General features: G+C 72.0%; 19 protein-coding genes. 10 read left to right on the forward strand and 9 right to left on the reverse strand.

What is annotated here, in order from left to right; translation table 11 throughout:
- Positions 1-19: 19 nt before the first annotated feature.
- Complete coding sequence (locus AB0M08_RS36270; protein WP_364503664.1) at positions 20-1306, reverse strand: MFS transporter; 1287 nt, start codon at positions 1304-1306, stop codon at positions 20-22.
- Positions 1307-1573: 267 nt separating this feature from the next.
- Between AB0M08_RS36270 and AB0M08_RS36275 the strand changes: the two genes are divergently transcribed.
- The 3 genes from AB0M08_RS36275 (at position 1574) to proC (ending at position 5943) form a co-directional block, all read left to right on the forward strand.
- Positions 1574-3853 (forward strand): ROK family transcriptional regulator, encoded by a 2280-nt coding sequence (locus AB0M08_RS36275; protein ID WP_364503667.1) that lies wholly within the window; start codon positions 1574-1576, stop codon positions 3851-3853.
- A 148-nt stretch (positions 3854-4001) separates the two neighbouring features.
- Positions 4002-5030 carry a 6-phosphofructokinase gene (locus tag AB0M08_RS36280; RefSeq protein WP_364503670.1) on the forward strand — a complete coding sequence of 343 codons (1029 nt, stop codon included), beginning with the start codon at positions 4002-4004 and terminating at the stop codon, positions 5028-5030.
- 40 nt (positions 5031-5070) lie between these two features.
- A complete protein-coding gene (gene proC, locus AB0M08_RS36285) occupies positions 5071-5943 on the forward strand; it encodes a pyrroline-5-carboxylate reductase (RefSeq protein WP_364503673.1) in 873 nt (290 codons plus the stop codon).
- Position 5944: 1 nt separating this feature from the next.
- Here the strand turns inward: proC and AB0M08_RS36290 are convergent, their stop codons facing one another.
- Both AB0M08_RS36290 and AB0M08_RS36295 read right to left on the reverse strand, forming a co-directional pair.
- Complete coding sequence (locus AB0M08_RS36290) at positions 5945-6622, reverse strand: DUF429 domain-containing protein (protein WP_364503676.1); 678 nt, start codon at positions 6620-6622, stop codon at positions 5945-5947.
- A gap of 7 nt (positions 6623-6629) precedes the next feature.
- On the reverse strand, positions 6630-7100 hold the full coding sequence (locus AB0M08_RS36295; protein WP_364503679.1) for a glutathione peroxidase: 471 nt from the start codon (positions 7098-7100) through the stop codon (positions 6630-6632).
- 170 nt (positions 7101-7270) lie between these two features.
- Here AB0M08_RS36295 and AB0M08_RS36300 point away from each other — a divergent pair, with 170 nt between their 5' ends.
- The 3 genes from AB0M08_RS36300 to AB0M08_RS36310 all read left to right on the forward strand — a co-directional run bounded on the left by AB0M08_RS36300 (position 7271) and on the right by AB0M08_RS36310 (position 11195).
- Positions 7271-8725 carry a glycosyl hydrolase family 18 protein gene (locus tag AB0M08_RS36300; protein WP_364503682.1) on the forward strand — a complete coding sequence of 485 codons (1455 nt, stop codon included), beginning with the start codon at positions 7271-7273 and terminating at the stop codon, positions 8723-8725.
- A 66-nt stretch (positions 8726-8791) separates the two neighbouring features.
- Positions 8792-10183, forward strand: a complete 1392-nt coding sequence (locus AB0M08_RS36305; protein WP_364503685.1) for a class II 3-deoxy-7-phosphoheptulonate synthase — start codon at positions 8792-8794, stop codon at positions 10181-10183.
- On the forward strand, positions 10176-11195 hold the full coding sequence (locus AB0M08_RS36310) for a GntG family PLP-dependent aldolase (RefSeq protein WP_364503688.1): 1020 nt from the start codon (positions 10176-10178) through the stop codon (positions 11193-11195). Before AB0M08_RS36305 ends, AB0M08_RS36310 begins: the two co-directional genes overlap by 8 nt.
- Here the strand turns inward: AB0M08_RS36310 and AB0M08_RS36315 are convergent.
- On the reverse strand, positions 11164-11949 hold the full coding sequence (locus tag AB0M08_RS36315) for a hypothetical protein (RefSeq protein ID WP_364503691.1): 786 nt from the start codon (positions 11947-11949) through the stop codon (positions 11164-11166). The two genes, AB0M08_RS36310 and AB0M08_RS36315, sit on opposite strands and share 32 nt — an antisense overlap.
- Before the next feature lie 71 nt (positions 11950-12020).
- Here AB0M08_RS36315 and AB0M08_RS36320 point away from each other — a divergent pair, with 71 nt between their 5' ends.
- A complete protein-coding gene (locus AB0M08_RS36320) occupies positions 12021-12899 on the forward strand; it encodes a LysR family transcriptional regulator (RefSeq protein WP_364503694.1) in 879 nt (292 codons plus the stop codon).
- Between the two features lie 236 nt (positions 12900-13135).
- Here AB0M08_RS36320 and AB0M08_RS36325 read toward each other — a convergent pair whose 3' ends face one another.
- The 4 genes from AB0M08_RS36325 to AB0M08_RS36340 form a co-directional block, all read right to left on the reverse strand.
- The gene (locus AB0M08_RS36325; protein ID WP_364503698.1) at positions 13136-13315 is read right to left on the reverse strand and encodes a hypothetical protein; all 180 of its coding nucleotides are present in this window, start codon (positions 13313-13315) and stop codon (positions 13136-13138) included.
- 58 nt (positions 13316-13373) lie between these two features.
- The gene (locus AB0M08_RS36330) at positions 13374-14231 is read right to left on the reverse strand and encodes a deoxyribonuclease IV (RefSeq protein ID WP_364503701.1); all 858 of its coding nucleotides are present in this window, start codon (positions 14229-14231) and stop codon (positions 13374-13376) included.
- Positions 14222-16213 (reverse strand): Stk1 family PASTA domain-containing Ser/Thr kinase, encoded by a 1992-nt coding sequence (gene pknB, locus AB0M08_RS36335; RefSeq protein WP_364503704.1) that lies wholly within the window; start codon positions 16211-16213, stop codon positions 14222-14224. Before pknB ends, AB0M08_RS36330 begins: the two co-directional genes overlap by 10 nt.
- Positions 16214-16335: 122 nt before the next feature.
- Positions 16336-17019: a hypothetical protein gene (locus AB0M08_RS36340; protein WP_364503707.1), complete on the reverse strand. Its 684-nt coding sequence runs from the start codon at positions 17017-17019 to the stop codon at positions 16336-16338.
- Positions 17020-17056: 37 nt separating this feature from the next.
- On the opposite strand from AB0M08_RS36340, the gene AB0M08_RS36345 reads away from it, so the two are divergent.
- The 3 genes from AB0M08_RS36345 to AB0M08_RS36355 are packed head-to-tail and all read left to right on the forward strand — an operon-like array spanning position 17057 to position 18164.
- Complete coding sequence (locus AB0M08_RS36345; protein WP_364503710.1) at positions 17057-17407, forward strand: Rv2175c family DNA-binding protein; 351 nt, start codon at positions 17057-17059, stop codon at positions 17405-17407.
- 5 nt (positions 17408-17412) lie between these two features.
- Complete coding sequence (locus AB0M08_RS36350; protein ID WP_364503713.1) at positions 17413-17808, forward strand: lycopene cyclase domain-containing protein; 396 nt, start codon at positions 17413-17415, stop codon at positions 17806-17808.
- Positions 17805-18164 (forward strand): lycopene cyclase domain-containing protein, encoded by a 360-nt coding sequence (locus AB0M08_RS36355; RefSeq protein ID WP_364503716.1) that lies wholly within the window; start codon positions 17805-17807, stop codon positions 18162-18164. Before AB0M08_RS36350 ends, AB0M08_RS36355 begins: the two co-directional genes overlap by 4 nt.
- 16 nt (positions 18165-18180) lie before the next feature.
- Here the strand turns inward: AB0M08_RS36355 and AB0M08_RS36360 are convergent, their stop codons facing one another.
- The gene (locus AB0M08_RS36360; protein WP_364503719.1) at positions 18181-19251 is read right to left on the reverse strand and encodes a polyprenyl synthetase family protein; all 1071 of its coding nucleotides are present in this window, start codon (positions 19249-19251) and stop codon (positions 18181-18183) included.
- Positions 19252-19282: the final 31 nt, after the last annotated feature.

The following is a 19282-nucleotide window of genomic DNA, read 5'->3' on the forward strand; positions in this document are numbered from 1 at the left end:
GGCCCACCAGGGGATCTTCTCAGCGAGCGCCGCGGATCATGCGGACCAGGACCGAGCCGACGATGGCGACCACCGCGCCGAGCAGGAACAGCAGGCTGTAGTTCGAGCTGTCGCTGCTGCCGATCGCCAGGATCGGGGCGGCCAGGATCGGGACCAGCGACTGCGGCAGGGCGTTCGCGATGTTCAGCACGCCCATGTCCTTGGCGGCGTCGTCCGGGTTCGGCAGCACGTCGGTGGCGAGCGCCAGGTCGACCGCGAGGTAGACGCCCTCGCCGACGCCGAAGACCGCGGCGGCGATCAGGAAGACCGCGAAGCTGTTCGCGAAGGCGATGATCACCAGTGCGACGGCGATGACCATGCCGGCGCCGAGCACGAACGGCTTGCGCTGCCCGGTCTTGTCGGAGAGCATCCCGCCGAAGGTGGAGCCGGCGACCAGGCCGACCGTGGTGATCACGGTGGCCACCAGGACACCGGTCGCGACGTTGTCGGTGGTGTAGCCGAACCGGTCGATCAGCAGGTAGCTCTCGTACGTGGTGACCGCGGCCAGGCCCATCCAGATCAGGAAGCGGCTCAGGATGTTCCAGGCGAAGTCCGGGTACCTGCGCGGGTTGATGTAGAAGGTGCTCAGGAACTCCTTGAACCCGTACCGGGGGAAGGAGCCCTTCTCCGCCGGGCGGTCCTTGAGGATCATCACGAGCAGGACGATCGTGGCGATGCCGATCAGGGCCGGGACCATGAACATCAGGACCGCGTTGCCGGAGAGCGCGGCGGCCAGGGCCGAGCCGACCAGGATGGCGACCGAGGTCATCAGGCCGAGGATGCCGCTGACCCGGCCCCGCTGCTGCGGCGGGATCTGGTCGGGCAGCAGCGCGGTCAGCGTGGAGAGCGTGGCGTTGATGCCCAGCTGTGCGAGCGCCCAGCCGGCGGTCAGCGTCGGGATGTTGGTGCCGATCGAGACGATCAGCAGGCCGATGCTGCCGAGCACGATGCCGCCGAGCAGCCACGGGCGGCGGCGGCCGAGCCGGGAGGTGGTCCGGTCGGACATCGCTCCGAAGAACGGGTTGCCGATCAGGGCCAGGACCGCGCCGACCGAGAGGACGGTGCCGAGCGCCGCCGACTTGTTGTCCGGGGCGATGTCCGCGACCCGGATGGACATGGAGACGATGACCGGCGTCAGGATCGCGAGATACGCGCCGAGCATCGCGAGTGCCATGGCGACGATCAGCTTGGTCGGCGCGTTGGGCACCGCGGGGGTGCTGCTGTTGTTCGCCGGCGTGAACGTCGGACGGGATTCGACTGTGGTCATCGCACACCTCTTAGGGTCCGCGGGAACGGTGGGGGCGAGGCGTCTCACCGGGCCGGCTTCCGGTTTGTTAACCCCTCGTTTCGAAAGGTATCGACTGCATTAGCGCCAAACCAGGGGCTGCAAGGCCCTCATCTAGCCGTGATTCGCCTGTGTCTCCGCTTTCTCGGCATTCGGAACGCCCGGTTTAGGGTTTCTGTGCCGTGGCCGCGGTCACGAGCGTGGCCGGATTATGGCTAACTTCGGCAAAACCGTGCGTACGCTGGACGCATGGCAGGCCGGCGCGTTCACCTGGTCCGCCGCGACCTGATCTTCGCGGCGGTCCGCGAGGCGGGCCGGATCAGCCGCGCCGACCTGGGCCGGCGGACCGGGATGGCCCGGATGACGGTGACCGGTCTGGTCGACGAGCTCCTCGCCGCCGGGCTGCTCGCCGAGGGGGAGGCGGTCGCCGACGGCACCCGCGCGGGCCGGCCGGCGCGGCTGGTCACCCTGGGGCCCGCGGCGGGTGTCGTGGTCGGCGCGCTGATCGGCGGGGACGGTGTCCGGGTGGCCGTCGCCGATCTGGCCGGCGCGATCCGGTTCGAGCGGCACGTGCCCGCCGACCCGGCCGACGCCGACGCCGGGCTGGACGTCCTCACCGCCCTGGTCGCGGAGGCCACCGGCGAGGAGCGGATCTGGTCGGTGGTGCTCGGCCTCTCCGCCCCGATCAGCGGGGGGACCGTGCAGCCGAGCAGCGTGCTCACCGGCTGGGCCGGGCGGGTGCCGGCCCGTGAGCTGCAGAGCCGGCTGGGACAGCGGGTGACCGTACGCAACGGCGCCGACCTCTGCGTGCTCGGCGAGGCCGCGTTCGGGGTGGCCGCCGGTCACCAGGACGTCTGTTACCTGCGGATCTCCACCGGGATCGGCTGCGGGCTGATGCTCGGCGGCCACGTGCACGCGGGCAGCACCGGGGTGGCCGGGGAGATCGGGCACGTCCAGGTGGACGAGACCGGCGTGCTCTGCAGCTGCGGCAACCGGGGCTGCCTGGAGACGATCGCGGCGCCCCGGCAGATCATCGCGGCGCTGGAGCAGACGTACGGCGAGAGGCTGACCGTGACCGGTGCGCTCGACCTGGCCCGCCGGGACGCCACGGCCGAGCGTGTCCTCGCCGACGCCGGGCGGATGATCGGCCGGGTGCTCGGCGACCTGGCCAACACGGTGAACCCCGGGCTGATCGTGCTGGACGGCCCGTTGATCGAGGCGGACGGCGCGATCCTCGGCGGCGTCCGGGAGGCGATGCGCCGGTACGCCCAGCCGGAGGTGGTGGACTCCACCGAGGTGCTGGTCAGCGGCCTGGCCGGGCGGGCCGGGCTGCTGGGCGCGGTCACCGCGGCGCTGCGGACCACCCCGGCCGAGCGGGGCAGCCGGGCCCTGCTGAAGGCGGACAAGTCGGAGAAGAGCCTGAGCAAGAAGGAGCGCGACGTCCGCCGGGACATGATCACCGAGCTGCTCCGGAGCCACGGGCCGACCGCGCGCGCCGACATCGTCAAGCACACCCGGCTGCCCCGGGCGGCGGTGGCCGACCTGCTCGCCGGGCTCACCCGGGACCGGGTCGTCGAGCCCTGCCCGCCGCCGGAGACCCGCCCCGGCCGCCCGTCCCCGCACTTCCGGATGGCGGCGCCGGCCGGGGTCATCCTCGGCATGACGCTCGAGCTGGACGGCGTGCACGCGATCCTCGCCGACCGGGCCGGCAACCGCCTCGGCGACGCCTTCCACCCGCTCGTGCCCTCCACCGACGGCCGTGCCCTGATCCGGGCCACCGCCGAGTTCGCCCGCGGGCTCCTCGCCGACCACCGGGAGGACGCCCGGGTCGCGCTGAGCGTCCCCTCGCCGGTCCACCCGGTCACCGGGCGCTTCGGCACCCGCTCGGTGCTGCCGATGTTCTCCGGGTTCTCCGCCGCGGCCGAGATGACCGAGATCCTCGGCTGCCCGGTCACCGCGTTCAACAACGCCCAGCTGTCGGCGCTCGCCGAGGCCCGGCGAGGGGCGGCCCGGGGCGTACGGGAGGTGCTGTATCTGAAGGCCGAGGCGCATCTCGGCGCCGGGATCGTGGCCGGCGGGCGGTCCTACGGCGGGGCGATCGGGTACGCCGGCGAGATCGGCCACCTCAACGTCCGGGAGATCGGGCCGCTCTGCGTCTGCGGCAGCCGCGGGTGTCTCTCCGCCTTCCTGCTCCCCGCCCACTTCGGCGCGGTGCTGGACCGGGGCGGCCCGCCCACCGAGGAGGGCCTGCTGAGCATGGCGGCCGAGGGGCACCGGCCGGCGCAACGGGCGCTGCTCGACGCGGGTCGCCTGATCGGGCGAACGGTGGCGGTGCTCTGCGACGTGCTGAACCCCGCCGTCGTGGTGGTCGGCGGACGATTCACCGAACCGGGCCCGTACGTGATGGAGGGGGTCTCGGAGGCGCTCAGGCGGCACTGCGCACCCAGCGCGACCGCCGGTCTGACCGTGGTCCGGGCCGCCCTGGGGGCGGAGGCCGAAGCCCTGGGCGCCGTCGAGTCGTTGCTGTGAGCGGAAGGGCCGCTGTCCGCGGCCACTAGGGCGGAGACTAGAGTTCGGATGCGGCCCGCCCCGGGCCGGCAACGCTGCCGACGAGGACGCTTCCCGGGGTGTCCAACGGGCTATCCGCATCTCGCTACCCGATCCAGGGGGAAGAATCATGCGTATCGGCGTGCTCACCGGTGGCGGCGACTGCCCCGGTCTCAACGCGGTCATCCGCGCGGTCGTCCGCAAGGGCGTCACCGCCTACGGCCACGAGTTCGTCGGGTTCCGCGACGGCTGGAAGGGCCCGCTGGAGGGCCTGACGAAGCCGCTCGGCATCGCGGAGGTCCGTGGCATCCTGCCGCGCGGCGGCACCATCCTCGGCTCGTCCCGCACCAACCCGTTCAAGATCGAGGGCGGCGTCGAGCGGATCAAGGCCAACCTGGCCGAGCAGGGCGTCGACGCGCTGGTCGCGATCGGCGGGGAGGACACCCTGGGCGTGGCCACCAAGCTGCACGACCTGGGCGTCAACGTGGTCGGCGTGCCGAAGACGATCGACAACGACCTGAACGGCACCGACTACACCTTCGGCTTCGACACCGCGGTCAACATCGCGATGGAGGCCATCGACCGGCTGCACACCACCGCCGAGTCGCACCACCGCACCCTGGTCGTCGAGGTCATGGGCCGGCACGCCGGCTGGATCGCCCTGCACGCCGGTCTGGCCGGTGGCGCGAACGTGATCCTGCTGCCGGAGCGGAAGTTCGACGTCGAGCAGGTCGCGACGTACGTGACCAAGCGCTTCCAGGTGGAGTACGCGCCGATCGTGGTCGTCGCCGAGGGCGCCCAGCCGCTCGACGGCCAGATGGTCCTGCACAACCAGGAGCTGGACAGCTTCGGCCACGTCCGCCTCGGCGGCATCGGCCAGTGGCTCGCCGAGCAGATCGAGGCGAAGACCGGCAAGGAGGCCCGCACGGTCGTCCTCGGTCACATCCAGCGCGGTGGCACGCCGACCGCGTTCGACCGGGTGCTCTCCACCCGCTTCGGCCTGCAGGCGATCGACGCCGTCAACGACGGCGACTTCGGCAAGATGGTGGCGCTGCGCGGCACCGACATCGTCCGGATCCCGCTGATCGAGGGCACCGGCGAGCTCAAGACCGTCCCGCTGGAGCGTTACGAAGAGGCCGAGGTCTTCTTCGGCAACTGACAGCGGTAACTGACAGCGGCAACTGACAGTGCTGTGATGAATGCCGGGGACCTCCGTCCCCGGCATTTCTCATGAGCATGAACGTGAGAAGGGAACCTCGTTGTCCAAGCACACCGTCGCGGTCCTCGGCACCGGGAAGATCGGCGAGCTGGTCCTCTCCGGGCTGCTCCGCTCCGGCCACCCGGCCTCGAACCTGCTGGTCACCGCCCGTCGCCCGGACCGGGCCGCCGAGCTGACCGAGCGTTACGGCGTCGCGGTGGTGGACAACGCCACGGCGGTGGCGAAGGCGGACATCCTGGCCGTCGCGGTCAAGCCGCAGGACGCCGGTGCCCTGCTCGGCGAGATCGGCGCCCAGGTCTCCGCGGAGAAGCTGGTGGTCTCGCTCTGTGCCGGCCTGCCGACCGGCTTCTTCGGCGCGCGCCTGCCCGAGGGCACCCCGGTGGTCCGGGTCATGACCAACACGCCGGCCCTGGTCGACCAGGCGATGAGCGCGATCTCGCCCGGCCCGCACGCCACCGCCGAGCACGTGGCGCTCGCCGAGGAGCTGTTCACGCCGCTCGGCGCCACGATCCAGGTCCCCGAGTCGCAGCAGGACGCGGTCACCGCGCTCTCCGGCTCCGGCCCGGCGTACTTCTACCTGCTGGCCGAGTCGATGATCGAGGCGGGCGTGCTGCTCGGCCTGCCCCGCCAGACCGCCCAGGAACTGGTCGTGCAGACCGCCTTCGGCTCCGCCAGCCTGCTCCGCGATTCCGGCGAGCACCCGGTCAAGCTCCGCGAGGCGGTCACCTCCCCGGCCGGCACCACCGCCGCGGCCATCCGCGAGCTGGAGAACCACGGCGTCCGCGCCGCCCTGCTGGACGCGCTGGAGGCCGCCCGCGACCGGGCCGCGGAGATCGCCGACCGGGCCAGGTGACTCAGTACCAGATGGCGATCCGGGTGCCGTCGTCCTCCTCCGGGGGGCTGGGGTGGCTCAGGGCGGCGCCGGTCGCCACCCGGTGTGCCGTCCAGGCCACCGCCGCGGCGTCCAGGATGTCGTCGGGCGGGGCCTGGCCCGCGGGGCCGAGCTGGTCCGGCAGGACGATGCCGTTGCGGGCCAGCAGCTCGCGGCGGCGGGCCTGACCGGCCCAGGTCTTCTTCGCGTACGGCAGCGGCTCCCCCGCCATGGTCCGGAACGACACCTCGGGGTGGGCCTCGAAGAGCAGGCCCGGATGGCGCTCCCAGAGGGCGTTCGCCTCCAGCAGCTTCGGGCGCAGCGCCCACGACTGACGGCTGAGCCCGGCGCCGGTCAGCTCGCGGCAGAGCCGGTTGGCGGTGGCGAAGTCGGGCTCCATCCAGACGGCGCGCGGCGGCACCCGGAAGACGCTGCCGCGGCGCGGGCCCAGCTGGTCGGCGGCGAGGGTGTCGGCGGCACGCCAGCGGTCGGGCAGCATGCCGAGGGGGATGTCGACGCCGATCACCGCGGCGCCGGAGCTGCCGGCGACGATCTCGTACAACGTGGACGCCAGGACGGCCCGGCCGAAACTGCCGTCGCGGAGCTCGACGCCGACCCAGCCGAGGGCGTACGCGTCCACCCCGATCACGTGGAGGCTCATCGGCGGCTCAGCGGGGCAGGTGCTTCTCGACGACGGCGAGCAGCTCGGGGTCGTCCGGGACGGTGCCCGGATCGAAGCGAGCGGCCACCGTGCCGTCCGGCGACACCACGAACTTCTCGAAGTTCCACCGGACGTCCGGCCCGCCGCCGATCAGCTCCCGGTAGAGCGGGTGTCGGCCCGGCCCGTTGACCTCGACCTTCTCCGTCAACGGGAAGGTGACCCCGTAGTTGACCCGGCAGAACTCCTCGATCTCGTCCGCCGTACCGGGTTCCTGGTGGGCGAACTGGTCGCAGGGCACCCCGATCAGGGTCAGCCCGCGGTCGGCGTAGGTCTCGTAGAGGGTCTGCAGCCCGTCGTACTGCGGGGTCAGTCCGCAGCGCGAGGCCACATTGACCACCAGCAGGACCCGACCGCGGTAGCGGTCCAAATCGGTCGTGCCGCCGGTGAGGGCGCCAATGCTGACGTCGAAGATGGTCATGCCGGAAGACTACTGGTAGTGGCCACGTGAATGCACGCCGTGTTCGTCGAGGGAGGGGTATTAAAGCGACCTTAAAGGTCGTGACCTGCCTTGACTCCTGTTAATCGATGTGACTACCGTCTCCTCAACCCCTCTTTCTGGAAAGTTTCCTAAAAATTGAGGAGACCCCCGTGGGCAAATCCCTCCGCCGGGCGCTGCTCGCCGGTGCGCTGGTGATCGCGGCATCCGCCGCGGTCCCCTTCGTGCCGGCGTCCGCGGCGACCGCGTGTGCCACCGCCTGGAGCTCCACGTCCGTCTATACGGCCGGTAACGCGGCCTCGCAGAACAGCCACAACTACACCGCCAAGTGGTGGACCCAGGGCGAGTCCCCGGACACCCACAGCGGGACCTGGGACGTCTGGACCGACGCCGGTGCCTGCTCCGGCACCACCACGCCGACGACCTCACCGACCACCACGGCGCCGACCAGCGCCTCGCCGACCCCGACCACCGGGACCAGCACCGGGACCAGTGGGAAGAACGTGGTCGGGTACTTCACCGAGTGGGGCGTCTACGGCCGGCAGTACTTCGTCAAGAACCTGGTCACCTCCGGGCAGGCGGCGAAGATGACCCATGTGCTGTACGCCTTCGGCAACACCACCGGCGGACAGTGCTCGATCGGCGACTCGTACGCCGACTACGACATGGCGTACACCACGGCGAACAGCGTCGACGGGGTCGCCGACACGTGGGACGCCGGCGCGCTGCGGGGCAACTTCAACCAGCTGCGCAAACTCAAGAAGCTCTACCCCAACCTGAAGATCATCTGGTCGTTCGGCGGCTGGACCTGGTCGAGCGGGTTCACGGCGGCGGCGGCGAACCCGACCGCGTTCGCGGACTCCTGCTACAACCTGATCAAGGATTCCCGCTGGTCGGACGTCTTCGACGGGATCGACATCGACTGGGAGTACCCGAACGCCTGCGGGCTGAGCTGTGACACCAGCGGGACCGACGCGTACGCCAAGGTGATCACCGCGCTGCGGAACAGGTTCGGCTCCAGCTTCCTGATCACCTCGGCCATCTCGGCCGACGGCTCGTCCGGTGGCAAGCTCGACCTGGCCGACTACGCTACCGGGATCGCCCAGCTCAACCTGGTCTTCCCGATGACGTACGACTACTTCGGCGCCTGGGCGAGCACCGGCCCGACCGCACCGCACTCGCCGCTGACGTCGTACACCGGCATCCCCACCGCCGGCTTCTACTCGGACGCGGCGATCCAGAAGCTCAAGGCCAAGGGCGTCTCGCCCAGCAAGATCCTGCTCGGCATCGGCTTCTACGGCCGCGGCTGGACCGGGGTCACCCAGGCGGCGCCGGGCGGCACCGCGACCGGGGCGGCGACCGGCACCTACGAGGCGGGCATCGAGGACTACAAGGTCCTCAAGACCAGCTGCCCGGCCACCGGAACGATCGCGGGTACGGCGTACGCGTACTGCGGCACCAACTGGTGGAGCTACGACACCCCGGCGACCATCGCGACCAAGATGGCGTACGTGAAGGCGCAGGGTCTCGGCGGTGCCTTCTTCTGGGAGGCCTCCGGCGACACCGGCAACGGGGAGCTGGTCAGCGCGATGGCCGGCAACCTCTGATCCCTTCGGTTGGGAAGCGGGGCACCGGGCGCGAGCCGGGTGCCCCTCTTTCGTAGGCTTTTCGGTATGCGCCGTGAGTGGCACCAGCTCAGTCACCCGGGAGTCGCGACCTCCCGCCCCTCGACCGACTCCGCCGAGGACGAGGCCCTCGGTCTCGACCACTGGCGGACCCTGCCTCGCGTGCAGATGCCGCCCTGGCCGGACATGGACGAGGTCGCCTCGGTCTGCAAGGTCCTGGAGAACGTCCCGTCGATCGTCGCGCCCTACGAGGTCGACCAGTTGCGGGCCAAGCTCGCCGACGTGTGCGAGGGGCGGGCGTTCCTGCTCCAGGGCGGCGACTGCGCCGAGACGTTCGCCGACAACACCGAGAGCCACCTGCTCGCCAACGCGCGCACGCTGCTGCAGATGGCGGTCGTGCTGACGTACGGCGCGTCGATGCCGGTGGTCAAGGTGGCCCGGGTCGCCGGGCAGTACACCAAGCCGCGCTCGGCGCTGACCGACTCGCTCGGCCTCCCGGCGTACCGCGGCGACATGATCAACTCGCTGGACCCGGACGAGAAGGCCCGGATCGCCGACCCGCAGCGGATGATCCGCGCGTACGCGAACTCGGCCGCCGCGATGAACATGCTCCGCGCCTACCTCGCCGGTGGCCTCGCCGACCTGCACGGGCTGCACGACTGGAACAAGGACTTCGTCCGGGCCTCGCCGGCCGGCGAGCGCTACGAGGCGATCGCCCGGGAGATCGACCGCGCGCTCGACTTCATCCGCGCCTGCGGCATGACCGACGCCGAGGCGCTGCGCACGGTCAGCCTCTACTGCTCGCACGAGGCCCTCGCCCTGGAGTACGACCGGGCCCTCGCCCGCGTCTCCGGCGGCAAGGCGTACGGGCTCTCCGGCCACTTCCTCTGGATCGGCGAGCGCACCCGCCAGCTCGACCACGCGCACATCGACTTCATCAGCCGGATCGCCAACCCGATCGGCGTCAAGCTGGGCCCCTCCACCAGCCCGGAGACCGCCATCGAGCTCTGCGAGAAGCTGAACCCGGAGAACATCCCGGGCAGGCTCACCCTGATCAGCCGGATGGGCAACGGCAAGGTGCGCGACGCGCTCCCGCCGATCGTGGAGAAGGTGCACGCCACCGGCGCCAAGGTGGTCTGGCAGTGCGACCCGATGCACGGCAACACCCACGAGTCGTCGAACGGCTACAAGACCCGCCACTTCGACCGGGTCGTCGACGAGGTGCTCGGCTACTTCGAGGTGCACCGCGGCCTCGGCACCCACCCGGGCGGCATCCACATCGAGCTGACCGGCGAGGACGTCACCGAGTGCCTCGGCGGCGCCCAGGGCATCGAGGACCTCGACCTGCCGGACCGGTACGAGACGGCCTGCGACCCGCGGCTCAACACCCAGCAGAGCCTGGAACTGGCGTTCCTGGTCGCGGAGATGCTCCGTGGCTGACTTCCGGTCGGACACGGTCACCCGCCCCACCCCGGGGATGCGGGAGGCCATGGCGTCCGCCGTCGTCGGCGACGACGTGTTCGGCGACGACCCGACCGTGAACGCGCTGGAGCAGCACGTCGCGGCGCTCTTCGGGCACGAGGCGGCGCTCTTCGCGCCGTCCGGCACGATGGCCAACCAGATCGCCCTGCAGCTCGTCGTCCCGCCCGGCGGCGAGCTGCTGGCGGACGCGGACGCGCACGTGGTGACGTACGAGATGGGTGCCGCCGCCGCGCTCGGCGGCATCTCCACGCGTACCTGGGCGTCCACCGGCGCCAAGGTGAACGTCGACCGGGTGGCCCGGATGATCCGCCCGGCCGGCTTCCCGTCGGTGCCGACCGCGGCGATCGCCGTCGAGCAGACCCACAACCTCGGCGGCGGTGGCGTCATCCCGCTCTCGGTCCTGCACGACCTGCGCGCGGTCGCCGACGCCCACCGGCTCGCCGTGCACTGCGACGGCGCCCGGATCTGGCACGCGCACGTCGCCGACGGCGTGCCGCTGGCCACCTACGGCGCGCTCTTCGACACGCTCTCGGTCTGCCTCTCCAAGGGCCTCGGCGCGCCGGTCGGCTCGCTGGTGATCGGCAGCCGCGAGCGGATCGCCCGCGCCCGGGTGATCCGCAAGCGGCTGGGCGGCGGCATGCGCCAGACCGGCATCCTGGCCGCGGCCGGCCGGTACGCCCTCGACCACCACGTCGGCCGCCTGGCCGAGGACCACGCCCGCGCCCGCCGGCTGGCCGAGGGCCTGGCCCCGCTCGGCGTGGTCGACCCGGACCGGATCCGCACCAACCTGGTCCCGCTCGACCTGGCGAAGTCCCCGCTGGACGCCCCGGCGCTGGCCGGCGCGGCGGCGAAGCGCGGCGTCCACCTCGCCGCCATGCTGCCGGACACGGCCCGCCTGGTCACCCACCTCGACGTCACCGACGAGGACGTCGACGAGGCTATCGCCGTGCTGACGGTTCTGCTCTCCTGACGCCCGCCGCCGCTGCCGTTCCCCTGGCGCCTGCCGCTGCCGCTCTCTTGGCGCCCGCCGCCGCGAAGCCGCGGATCAGCGGGTGCGGGTCGGTCCCGTCGCCCGCCAGCTCCGGCTGGAAGAGCGTGGCCAGGAAGAACGGGTGGCCGGGCAGTTCGGCCACCCGCACCTCCCCGCTCTCGTCGTGCCCGGTGAACCGCATGCCGTGCTCGCTCAGCAGGGCCAGGTGCTTCGCCGAGACGCCGTAGCCGCAGTGGTACCGCTCGACCGTCCGGGACGTGCCGAGCAGCCGCTCCACCAGCGAGCCGGGCGCCAGGTCGACGGCCGCCTCGTGCCCGGCGAGCGAGCAGGCCAGCTCCACGATCAGCTCGTCCGCGCCGTCCGTCGCGGCGGCGGTGCCGTTCGCGCCGTCTGTGCCGTACTCCGCGTGCCGCGCGGTCGGGAAGCCGCAGACGTCGCGGGCGAAGTCGAGCATGGCGTGCTGGAAGCCGGCGCAGGTGCCGAGGAACGGGATCCCCTCGGTGCGGGCGGTCCGGGCCGCGGTGACGGCGCCGGCCTCGCTCGCGTACGGGCTCCCCGGCAGCAGCCAGATCCCGCTGAAGTCGCGCAGCGCCGCCGGGTCCTCGGCCGCAGGCGTCGGGATCCAGTACGCGTCGACGTCGGTGTGCTCGCGCAGCGCGTCCAGGATCAGCGGGATCCGGGCGTGTGCTCGTACGCTGGGTGATCGGTCTCCGACCAGGGCGATCGTCATCATGAGTCCATCGTCGTCCGCTCCCGAGATCACGTCCAACGATCGTTTGTGGCGTCGGCATTAGCATCACTGATGTGGACCCGCACCTGCTGCGTACCTTCGTCGCCGTCGCCGAGACCGGCTCGTTCTCGGCCGCCGCCGACCGGCTCGCCTTCACCCAGTCGGCCGTCTCCCAGCAGATCGCCGCGCTCGAGTCCGACCTGGGCACCCCCCTGCTGACCCGGCGGCCGGTCACCCTCACCGCGGCCGGTTCCCGCCTGCTGCGTCACGCGAGACTGCTTCTGGTACGCATGGAGGCCGCCCGTGCCGACGTGACGCGCTCGGTCGTCCCGCCCGGCCGGCTGGTCCTCGCCGTGACCCCGCTCGCCTGGACCGGCGCGGTGGCCGGTGCGCTCGCCGAGCTCCGCGCCGCGTCCACCCGCCTGAGCACCCGTCTGCTGATCACCGCATACGACCGGGCCGTCACCCTGGCCGTGACCGGCGAGGCGGACCTGGCACTGGCCGACGGCTTCACCGCGCCCAGCGACCCGCTGCGGCTGCCCGACCCGGGTGCCGCCTCCGCCGTACGGGTCACCGAGAGCCCGGCCGTGCTCGCTCTGCCCACGGCGCATCCGCTGGCCGCCCGTTCCGCGGTCTCCCTGGCCGACCTCGCCGACGCGTACTGGATCGACGCCCCGGAGATCGCCCCGTTCACCCGGCTGCCGGTGGACGGGCTGCGGGCCGGGACCCGCTACGAGGGCACCGACGCCACGGTCCTGACCGGACTGATCGCCACCGGTCACGGCCTGGCCGTCCTGCCCGCCCCGGTGGCCGCGGCGGCATCCGGCGTGGCGGCCGTCCCGATCACCGCGCCCCGCCTGGTCCACCGGATCGAGCTGCTGCGCTCCCCGGCCGTCCCGGACCCCGCCGACCCGGCCGCCCGATTCGCCGCCCTGCTCACCGGTGACAGCTAGCCGACCGTTCACGGTCACCGGTACGGCATCGACCGATCCCGGTCCCTCCGGGTCATCCGGACCACCACCGACTATCGCCAGCCGACCGGCCGGGGCGCCCTGGATCGCCGGCTCACCGCCTGCGGGGTGCCGCCCGGCCGGTCCGCGAACGAACCCTGGCGGGCGGGGCCGGCGATCCGCGGGTGGCGGTGGCGTCCGCGGCCGGGTCCTGGCCCGTGTGCGCCGGCCGGTCCGGCTCACCGTGAGCGGAGGGCCGCCTCGATGCGCAGGAGCAGGCCGCTGATCAGCAGGACCGATCCGGCGAGAGCCCAGCCGGCCCGGCCGGTCGCGAAGCCGAAGGCCGCCACCACCGCGCCGACCAGTGCGCCGGTCGTCCCCACGGCCAGGATCGCGTTCGCCGCTCTGTCGTACCCCATGGACGCCCAGGTTACGGCGTACCGGGGGAGAGGTGTTGAAGTGAGCGTGATCGGTCGTCTAGCGCAGCGTCTTGAGGAGCGCGATGTCGGCGGCGTGGCCCTCGTGCTCGACCGAAGGGGTCTCCACGATGACCGGCACCCCGGCCGCCGCCGGATGGCGGAAGAGCTCGGCGAACGGCTTCTCGCCGATCGTGCCCTTGCCGATCGTCTCGTGGCGGTCGCGGGTGGAGCCGCACGCGTCCTTCGAGTCGTTGGCGTGGATCAGCTGAAGACGGCCCGGGCCCGCCGCCGCGACCAGGGCGTCCAGGGTCTCGGTCATGCCGCCCGGGGTGGCCAGGTCGTGGCCGGCCGCCCAGGCGTGGCAGGTGTCGAAGCAGACGCCGAGCCACGGGTGGTCCTCGACCGCCGCCAGATAGGCGGTCAGGTCCTGCACCTTGGAGGCCAGGCTGCGCCCGCCGCCCGCGCTCGGCTCGACCAGCAGCCGCGGCAGGCCCTCGGCGGACGCCCGGTCCAGCAGCGGCAGCAGCTGCTCGTGCAGCTGGTGCATGGCCTTCTCGGCGTGCGCCTCGTCGACCGAGCTGCCGGCGTGGTAGACCACCGCCGTCGCGCCGATCGCTTTACCGCGGAGCAGCGCGTGCTCGAGGGTGGCGATCGAGCGCTCGACGGTCAGCTCCGTCGGCGAGCCGAGGTTCACCAGCAGTGACGCGTGGATGTACGCCGGGATCGCCCGCTCGCCGATGCCGTCGCGGAACAGCACGTCCTGCTTCGGGTCGCCGGGCGGCAGGGCCCAGCCACGCGAGTTGGAGACGTACACCTGCAGGGTCTCCGAGCCGGCGGCGTCGACGTACGGGAGGGCGGCCTTGGCCAGCCCACCCGACGTCTTCGTGTGTGACCCGATCCTATTCGTCAAAAACACTGGAGTACGACCGTGCTCTGCGGGTTCACCTGGGTGTTCGCACCCGGGTTCTGTGCCCGGACGGTCCCGTTCGCGTTGAAGTTCAGCTGTGCCACCAGGCCCAGACCCTCCAGTGTCGCCTTCGCCTGCTGGCACGGCTGGTTGTTCAGATCGGGGACGGTGACCAGCGCCGGGCCCTTGCTGACGTCGAGGGTGACCTCGTCGTTCTTCGCGGCGCCGGTGCCGGCCTTCGGCGACTGCCCGATGACCGTGTCGGCCGCCTCGTCGGACTCCTGGTAGCGCTCGACCACGGTGAGGCCGAGGCCGGAGAGCGTGGACCGGGCCTCGTTGATGTTCTTGCCGACCAGGTCCGGGATGGTGATCGGGTTCTTGCCCTTGCTGAGCACCACGGTGACCGTGTCGCCCGGCTTGACCTCCTCGCCGGCCTTCGGATCGGTGGAGACCACCGAGCCCTCCGGGATGGTGTCCGAGTAGACCGCGGTGCCCTGCTTGACCGTGACGCTGATCGCCTCGAGCTCGGCCTGCGCGCCGGCCTTCTCCTGGCCGACCACGTCGGGCACCGGGTGCACCTCGGGGCCGAGGGAGAGGGTCAGGGTGATGGTGTCGCCCTTGACCACCCGCTCGTTGGGGCCCGGGTTCTGGCTGACCACCGAGTCCTTCGCCACGCCGTCGTCGTACGCCCCGTCGCCGTAGATGACGCCGAAGCCCTCCTGCTCGGCGATCTTCTCGGCCTGGGCCTGCGTCAGGTTCACCAGGTTCGGCGCGTCGGTGTAGCGCCCGGAGGTGACCCACCAGGTGCTGCCGATCACGACCAGCGCCATCACCGCGATCAGCGAGATCATGAAGATCCGCCGCCGGTCGCCGAAGAAGCCGCCGTCGTGGTGCTGCTCGGAGCGGTGGTACGTGGCGGGTTCCCGCCGGGCCGGGCCGGCCTGCTCGGGCAGCCGGGCCCACGAGGGGCGCTGCTGGCCCGCGGGCGGCTGACCGTACATGTTCACCGGCGGCACGAGGGCCGTCGCGTCCACCTGGGGCACCAGGCTGGTGGCGTCGGCGTCCCGCGGGCGGGCCGGGACCTGCGGGATCAGCGCGGTCGGCACGTGGGCCGAGCCGATGTTCTCCCGGACGCCCTGTACCGCGGCGAGCAGGCCGCCGGCGTCGGTGGGGCGTTCGCCCGGGTTGCGCCGGGTGGCCCGGGCGACCAGGTCGTCGAGCTGCCGGGGGAGTCCGGGAACGATCGTCGAGGGCGCGGGCACGTCGTTGTCCACGTGCCGCCAGGCCACCTCGATCGGCTCGCCGCCGTCATACGGCACCCGGCCGGTGAGCATCTCGAAGAGCACGATGCCGGCCGAGTAGACGTCGGTGCGCGCGTCGGCCTGCCCGCTCTGGACCAGCTCGGGTGCGACGTACGCCACGGTCGCCATCAGCTGGCCGGACTCGTCCACGGTGCTCGCCTCGATGGCGCGGGCCAGCCCGAAGTCGGCGACCTTGACCACGGCGTCGACCAGGTCGGCGGTGCCGGCGCTGGGCGCCTCGGCGACCAGCACGTTCTCCGGTTTGACGTCGCGGTGCACCAGGCCGGCCCGGTGCGCGGCGGCGATCGCGGCGAGCATCTGTTCCATGATCGCCAGCGTCTCGACCGGGGTCAGCCGGACCCGCTGGGAGAGCAGGTCGCGCAGCGTACGGCCCTGGACGAACTCCATCACGAGATAGGGCAGGCCCTGGTGGCGGCCCTGGTCGTAGACGGCGACGACGTTCGGGTGGGTGAGCCGGGCGATCGTCTGCGCCTCGTCGGCGAACCGGTCGACGAAGTGGACGTTCGTGGCCTGCGACGGGTGGATGATCTTGAGCGCGACGGTGCGCCCGAGCCGCTCGTCGGTGGCGCGGTACACGGTCGCCATGCCACCACGGGCGACGCGACCGGTGATCCGGTAGCGCCCGTCAATCGTTGTGCCGATCAACGTATCGGCGACTGTGGTGTCCATCGGCGTGAAGTGTATGTGTCTTTCCCGTGGGGGTGGCCCAGGATGTCACAGCTGAGTCCAAACGGGTACCCAACCGTGGATGACCTGCGACGATTAGCGGCCACCCGGTAGCCAAAAGCGATTTATCCGTTCTTGTTCCAGTGTCGGCGGTCGTGCGGGCGCCGCACCGGCGGCTCCTCGGTGGGGTCCTCGGGCGTCGTCGCCGGAGAACTGGACACCGGCGCCGAGCTGGGCGAAGGCGGCTCGGTCGGGGTCGGAACCGGCGGTGTGACGCAGTCGCAGGGCGGGGTGGTCGCGCGCGGGGCGGGTGCGGTCTTCGTCACTCGATGGGTGGGCGTCGTTTTCTCCTTTCTCTCCGGAATGTCTGCTGTACGGGGACGGGCCGCGGTGCCCGGTTGGGCGAGCGTGTGGGGGCCGTTTCCCATCTTCGACTTATCCGACTTCTCCCGCTTTCTCGGCGGGGGAGTGGTCTCGGTCTCCTCGGGGGCCGCGCCGGGTGTGGCCGCCGTCGCCTCCCGGACCGTGGACGCCGCGCTCAGCCCTCGCGTCACGATCAGGTACGACCCGCCACCCCCGACCGCGGCCAGCAGGCAGAACGCCAGGACCGCGGCGAAGCGCCGGGGCGGCACCGCGCCGGGCTCGGCCGGCCCCGGCGGCAGATCCACCATCGAGCCGTGGAACGTGCTCATCCCGGTCGAGGTGACGTCCGGCCCGTCGTACTGCTCGGCGGTCCGGCGGCCCAGGTCGTACTTGACCGAGCGCCAGGCCCCGGCCACCTCGCCGCGGATCCTCCGCCACAGGCTCATCAACTGCACTCCGATCTGGTCTGGCAGGCTTGTACGCGTGAGCGAAAACGTCACCACCGACCCGGCCGGATGGATCACCCTGCCGGACGTCTCCGAGAAGCTCGGCGTGTCGATCAGCAAGGTCCACCAGATGATCCGCGACGGTGACCTGCTGGCCGTCCGCCGCGAGGGCATCCGGGTGGTTCCTTCCGAACTGATCGCCAACGAGACCGTCCGGAAGCACCTGCCCGGCATCCTGACCCTGCTCCGCGACGCCGGGTATAACGACGAAGAGGCCGTCCGGTGGCTCTACGCACCGGACGAGTCACTCGGCGGCACGGCCGCGCTCGCCCTCGGCGGCCACCAGGCCCGCGAGGTCAAGCGCCGCGCCCAGGCCGTCGGCTTCTAGCGTCCATGGCCCGCTTCGGCTACCTGTCCGTCCTCGCCGGCTGCCTGCTCGCGGCGCTCTGGCTGGAGCCGATCCTCAAGGTCAACGTCCTGCGCCGCTGGCGCCGCCTGCTCCTGACCATCCTGCCGGTGGCGATCGTCTTCACCCTCTGGGACGTCGCCGCGATCGCCGCCGGCCACTGGACCTTCGACCCCGGCCAGATCACCGGCGTCCACCTTCCCGGCGGCCTCCCGCTGGACGAGGTTCTGTTCTTCCTGGTCGTCCCGCTCTGCGCGATCCTGGGGTTCGAGGCCGTCCGCGCGGTCCTGCGCCGGCCCGCCGGCGACGAGCCGTCCGGCGCCGAGTCTGCCGGCACCGAGTCTGCCGGCACCGGGCCCGCCGGCACCGGGCGTGAGCCGTGACCTACACCGCCGCCGCGCTGCTCGGCGTGGCCGTCACCGCGGTGATCGACCTCGCCGTCCTGCGTACCCGGCTGCTCACCCGAGCGGTCTTCTGGGCGACGTACCCGATCATCTTCACGTTCCAGCTGCTCTCCAACGGCATCCTCACCGGCCGCCGCATCGTGATCTACGACCCCGGCGCCATCCTCGGCCTGCGCCTGGCGTACGCCCCGGTCGAGGATCTCCTCTTCGGCTTCGCCCTGATCCTGCTCACCCTCTCGATCTGGGTGGCCCTCGGCCGTCGTGGCATCCAGCGCACCCCGGCGGCCGGCGAGGGAAGCGCGCTCCTGAAGCGTCTCCACGACCGCCGCGGGTGATCGGGCGGAGCACTGGTCAGACGGTGCGGCGGGTGGCGGCGTCTGCCAGGCGGCGCAGGACGGCCCGGGCGTCGTCGTCGATCGGGGCCTGGGCGAGAGCGGCCAGCGACGACGCCATCAACTCGTCGATGCGGGACTCGGTGGCCGCCAGCGCGCCGCTGTCGCGGATGACGGCGCGCAGCCGCTCGACCCCCGTGTCGTCCAGGGCCGGGTCGCCGAGCGCGGCGTCCAGCTCGGCCCGGGTGGTGTCGTCCAGCGCCGCGAACGCCGCGGCTATCAGGTAGGTGCGCTTGCCCTCGCGCAGGTCGTCCCCGGCGGGCTTGCCGGTCTGCGCGGGATCCCCGAAGACCCCGAGGACGTCGTCCCGGAACTGGAACGCCTCCCCGAGGGGCAGCCCGAAGGCCGAGTAAGCAGCCGAGACCGCCGGGTCCGTCCCCGCCAGGGCGGCACCCAGCAGGAGTGGTCGCTCCACGGTGTACTTCGCCGCCTTGTAGCGGGCCACCTTGTGCGCCCGCTGGACCGAGGTGTCCCCGGTGGCCTGGGTGAGCACGTCCAGGTACTGCCCGACGGTCACCTCGGTCCGCATCCGGTCGAAGACCGGCCGCGCGCGGGCCAGGTCGGCGAAGGGCAGCCCGGACTCGTGCAGCAGCGTGTCGGACCAGACCAGGGCCAGGTCGCCCAGGAGCACCGCGGCGCTGTCGCCGAAGCCGGACGCGCCACCCCGCCAGCCCGCGCCGGTGTGCAGCATCTGGAACCGGCGGTGCACCGAGGGCTCGCCGCGCCGGGTGTCCGAACGGTCCATCAGGTCGTCGTGGATCAGGGCGCTGGCCTGCACCAGCTCCAGCGAGGCGACGGCCGCCACGATCTCGTCCGAGTCGACACCGCCGGCGCCGCGGAAGCCCCAGTACGCGAACGCGGGCCGCAGCCGTTTGCCGCCGCCCAGCACGAACTCCGAGACCGTCCCGGCGACCTCGGCGAGCTCCGGGTCGATCTCCAGCAGGTGATCACGCTGTCCGGAGAGGAAGTGGGTCAGCGCCTTGTCGACCCGTGGTCGCAGTCCGGCGAGATCGAGCGGGGAGTTCGTCACAACCGCGACGCTACTTGTTCGGGCAGGTCAC

It is taken from the genome of Actinoplanes sp. NPDC051851, assembly GCF_040681165.1.
Lineage (GTDB): Bacteria > Actinomycetota > Actinomycetes > Mycobacteriales > Micromonosporaceae > Actinoplanes.

What these genes read in the sequence shown, in the direction of transcription:
- AB0M08_RS36275 (WP_364503667.1), top strand. Translation starts at nt 1,574, where the DNA reads ATGGCAGGCCGGCGCGTTCACCTGGTCCGCCGCGACCTGATCTTCGCG.
- AB0M08_RS36340 (WP_364503707.1), bottom strand. Translation starts at nt 17,019, where the DNA reads ATGAGCCTGTGGCGGAGGATCCGCGGCGAGGTGGCCGGGGCCTGGCGC.
- AB0M08_RS36305 (WP_364503685.1), top strand. Translation starts at nt 8,792, where the DNA reads ATGCGCCGTGAGTGGCACCAGCTCAGTCACCCGGGAGTCGCGACCTCC.
- AB0M08_RS36280 (WP_364503670.1), top strand. Translation starts at nt 4,002, where the DNA reads ATGCGTATCGGCGTGCTCACCGGTGGCGGCGACTGCCCCGGTCTCAAC.
- AB0M08_RS36315 (WP_364503691.1), bottom strand. Translation starts at nt 11,949, where the DNA reads ATGATGACGATCGCCCTGGTCGGAGACCGATCACCCAGCGTACGAGCA.
- proC (WP_364503673.1), top strand. Translation starts at nt 5,071, where the DNA reads ATGCCGGGGACCTCCGTCCCCGGCATTTCTCATGAGCATGAACGTGAG.
- pknB (WP_364503704.1), bottom strand. Translation starts at nt 16,213, where the DNA reads ATGGACACCACAGTCGCCGATACGTTGATCGGCACAACGATTGACGGG.
- AB0M08_RS36290 (WP_364503676.1), bottom strand. Translation starts at nt 6,622, where the DNA reads ATGAGCCTCCACGTGATCGGGGTGGACGCGTACGCCCTCGGCTGGGTC.
- AB0M08_RS36350 (WP_364503713.1), top strand. Translation starts at nt 17,413, where the DNA reads ATGGCCCGCTTCGGCTACCTGTCCGTCCTCGCCGGCTGCCTGCTCGCG.
- AB0M08_RS36295 (WP_364503679.1), bottom strand. Translation starts at nt 7,100, where the DNA reads ATGACCATCTTCGACGTCAGCATTGGCGCCCTCACCGGCGGCACGACC.
- AB0M08_RS36325 (WP_364503698.1), bottom strand. Translation starts at nt 13,315, where the DNA reads ATGGGGTACGACAGAGCGGCGAACGCGATCCTGGCCGTGGGGACGACC.
- AB0M08_RS36270 (WP_364503664.1), bottom strand. Translation starts at nt 1,306, where the DNA reads ATGACCACAGTCGAATCCCGTCCGACGTTCACGCCGGCGAACAACAGC.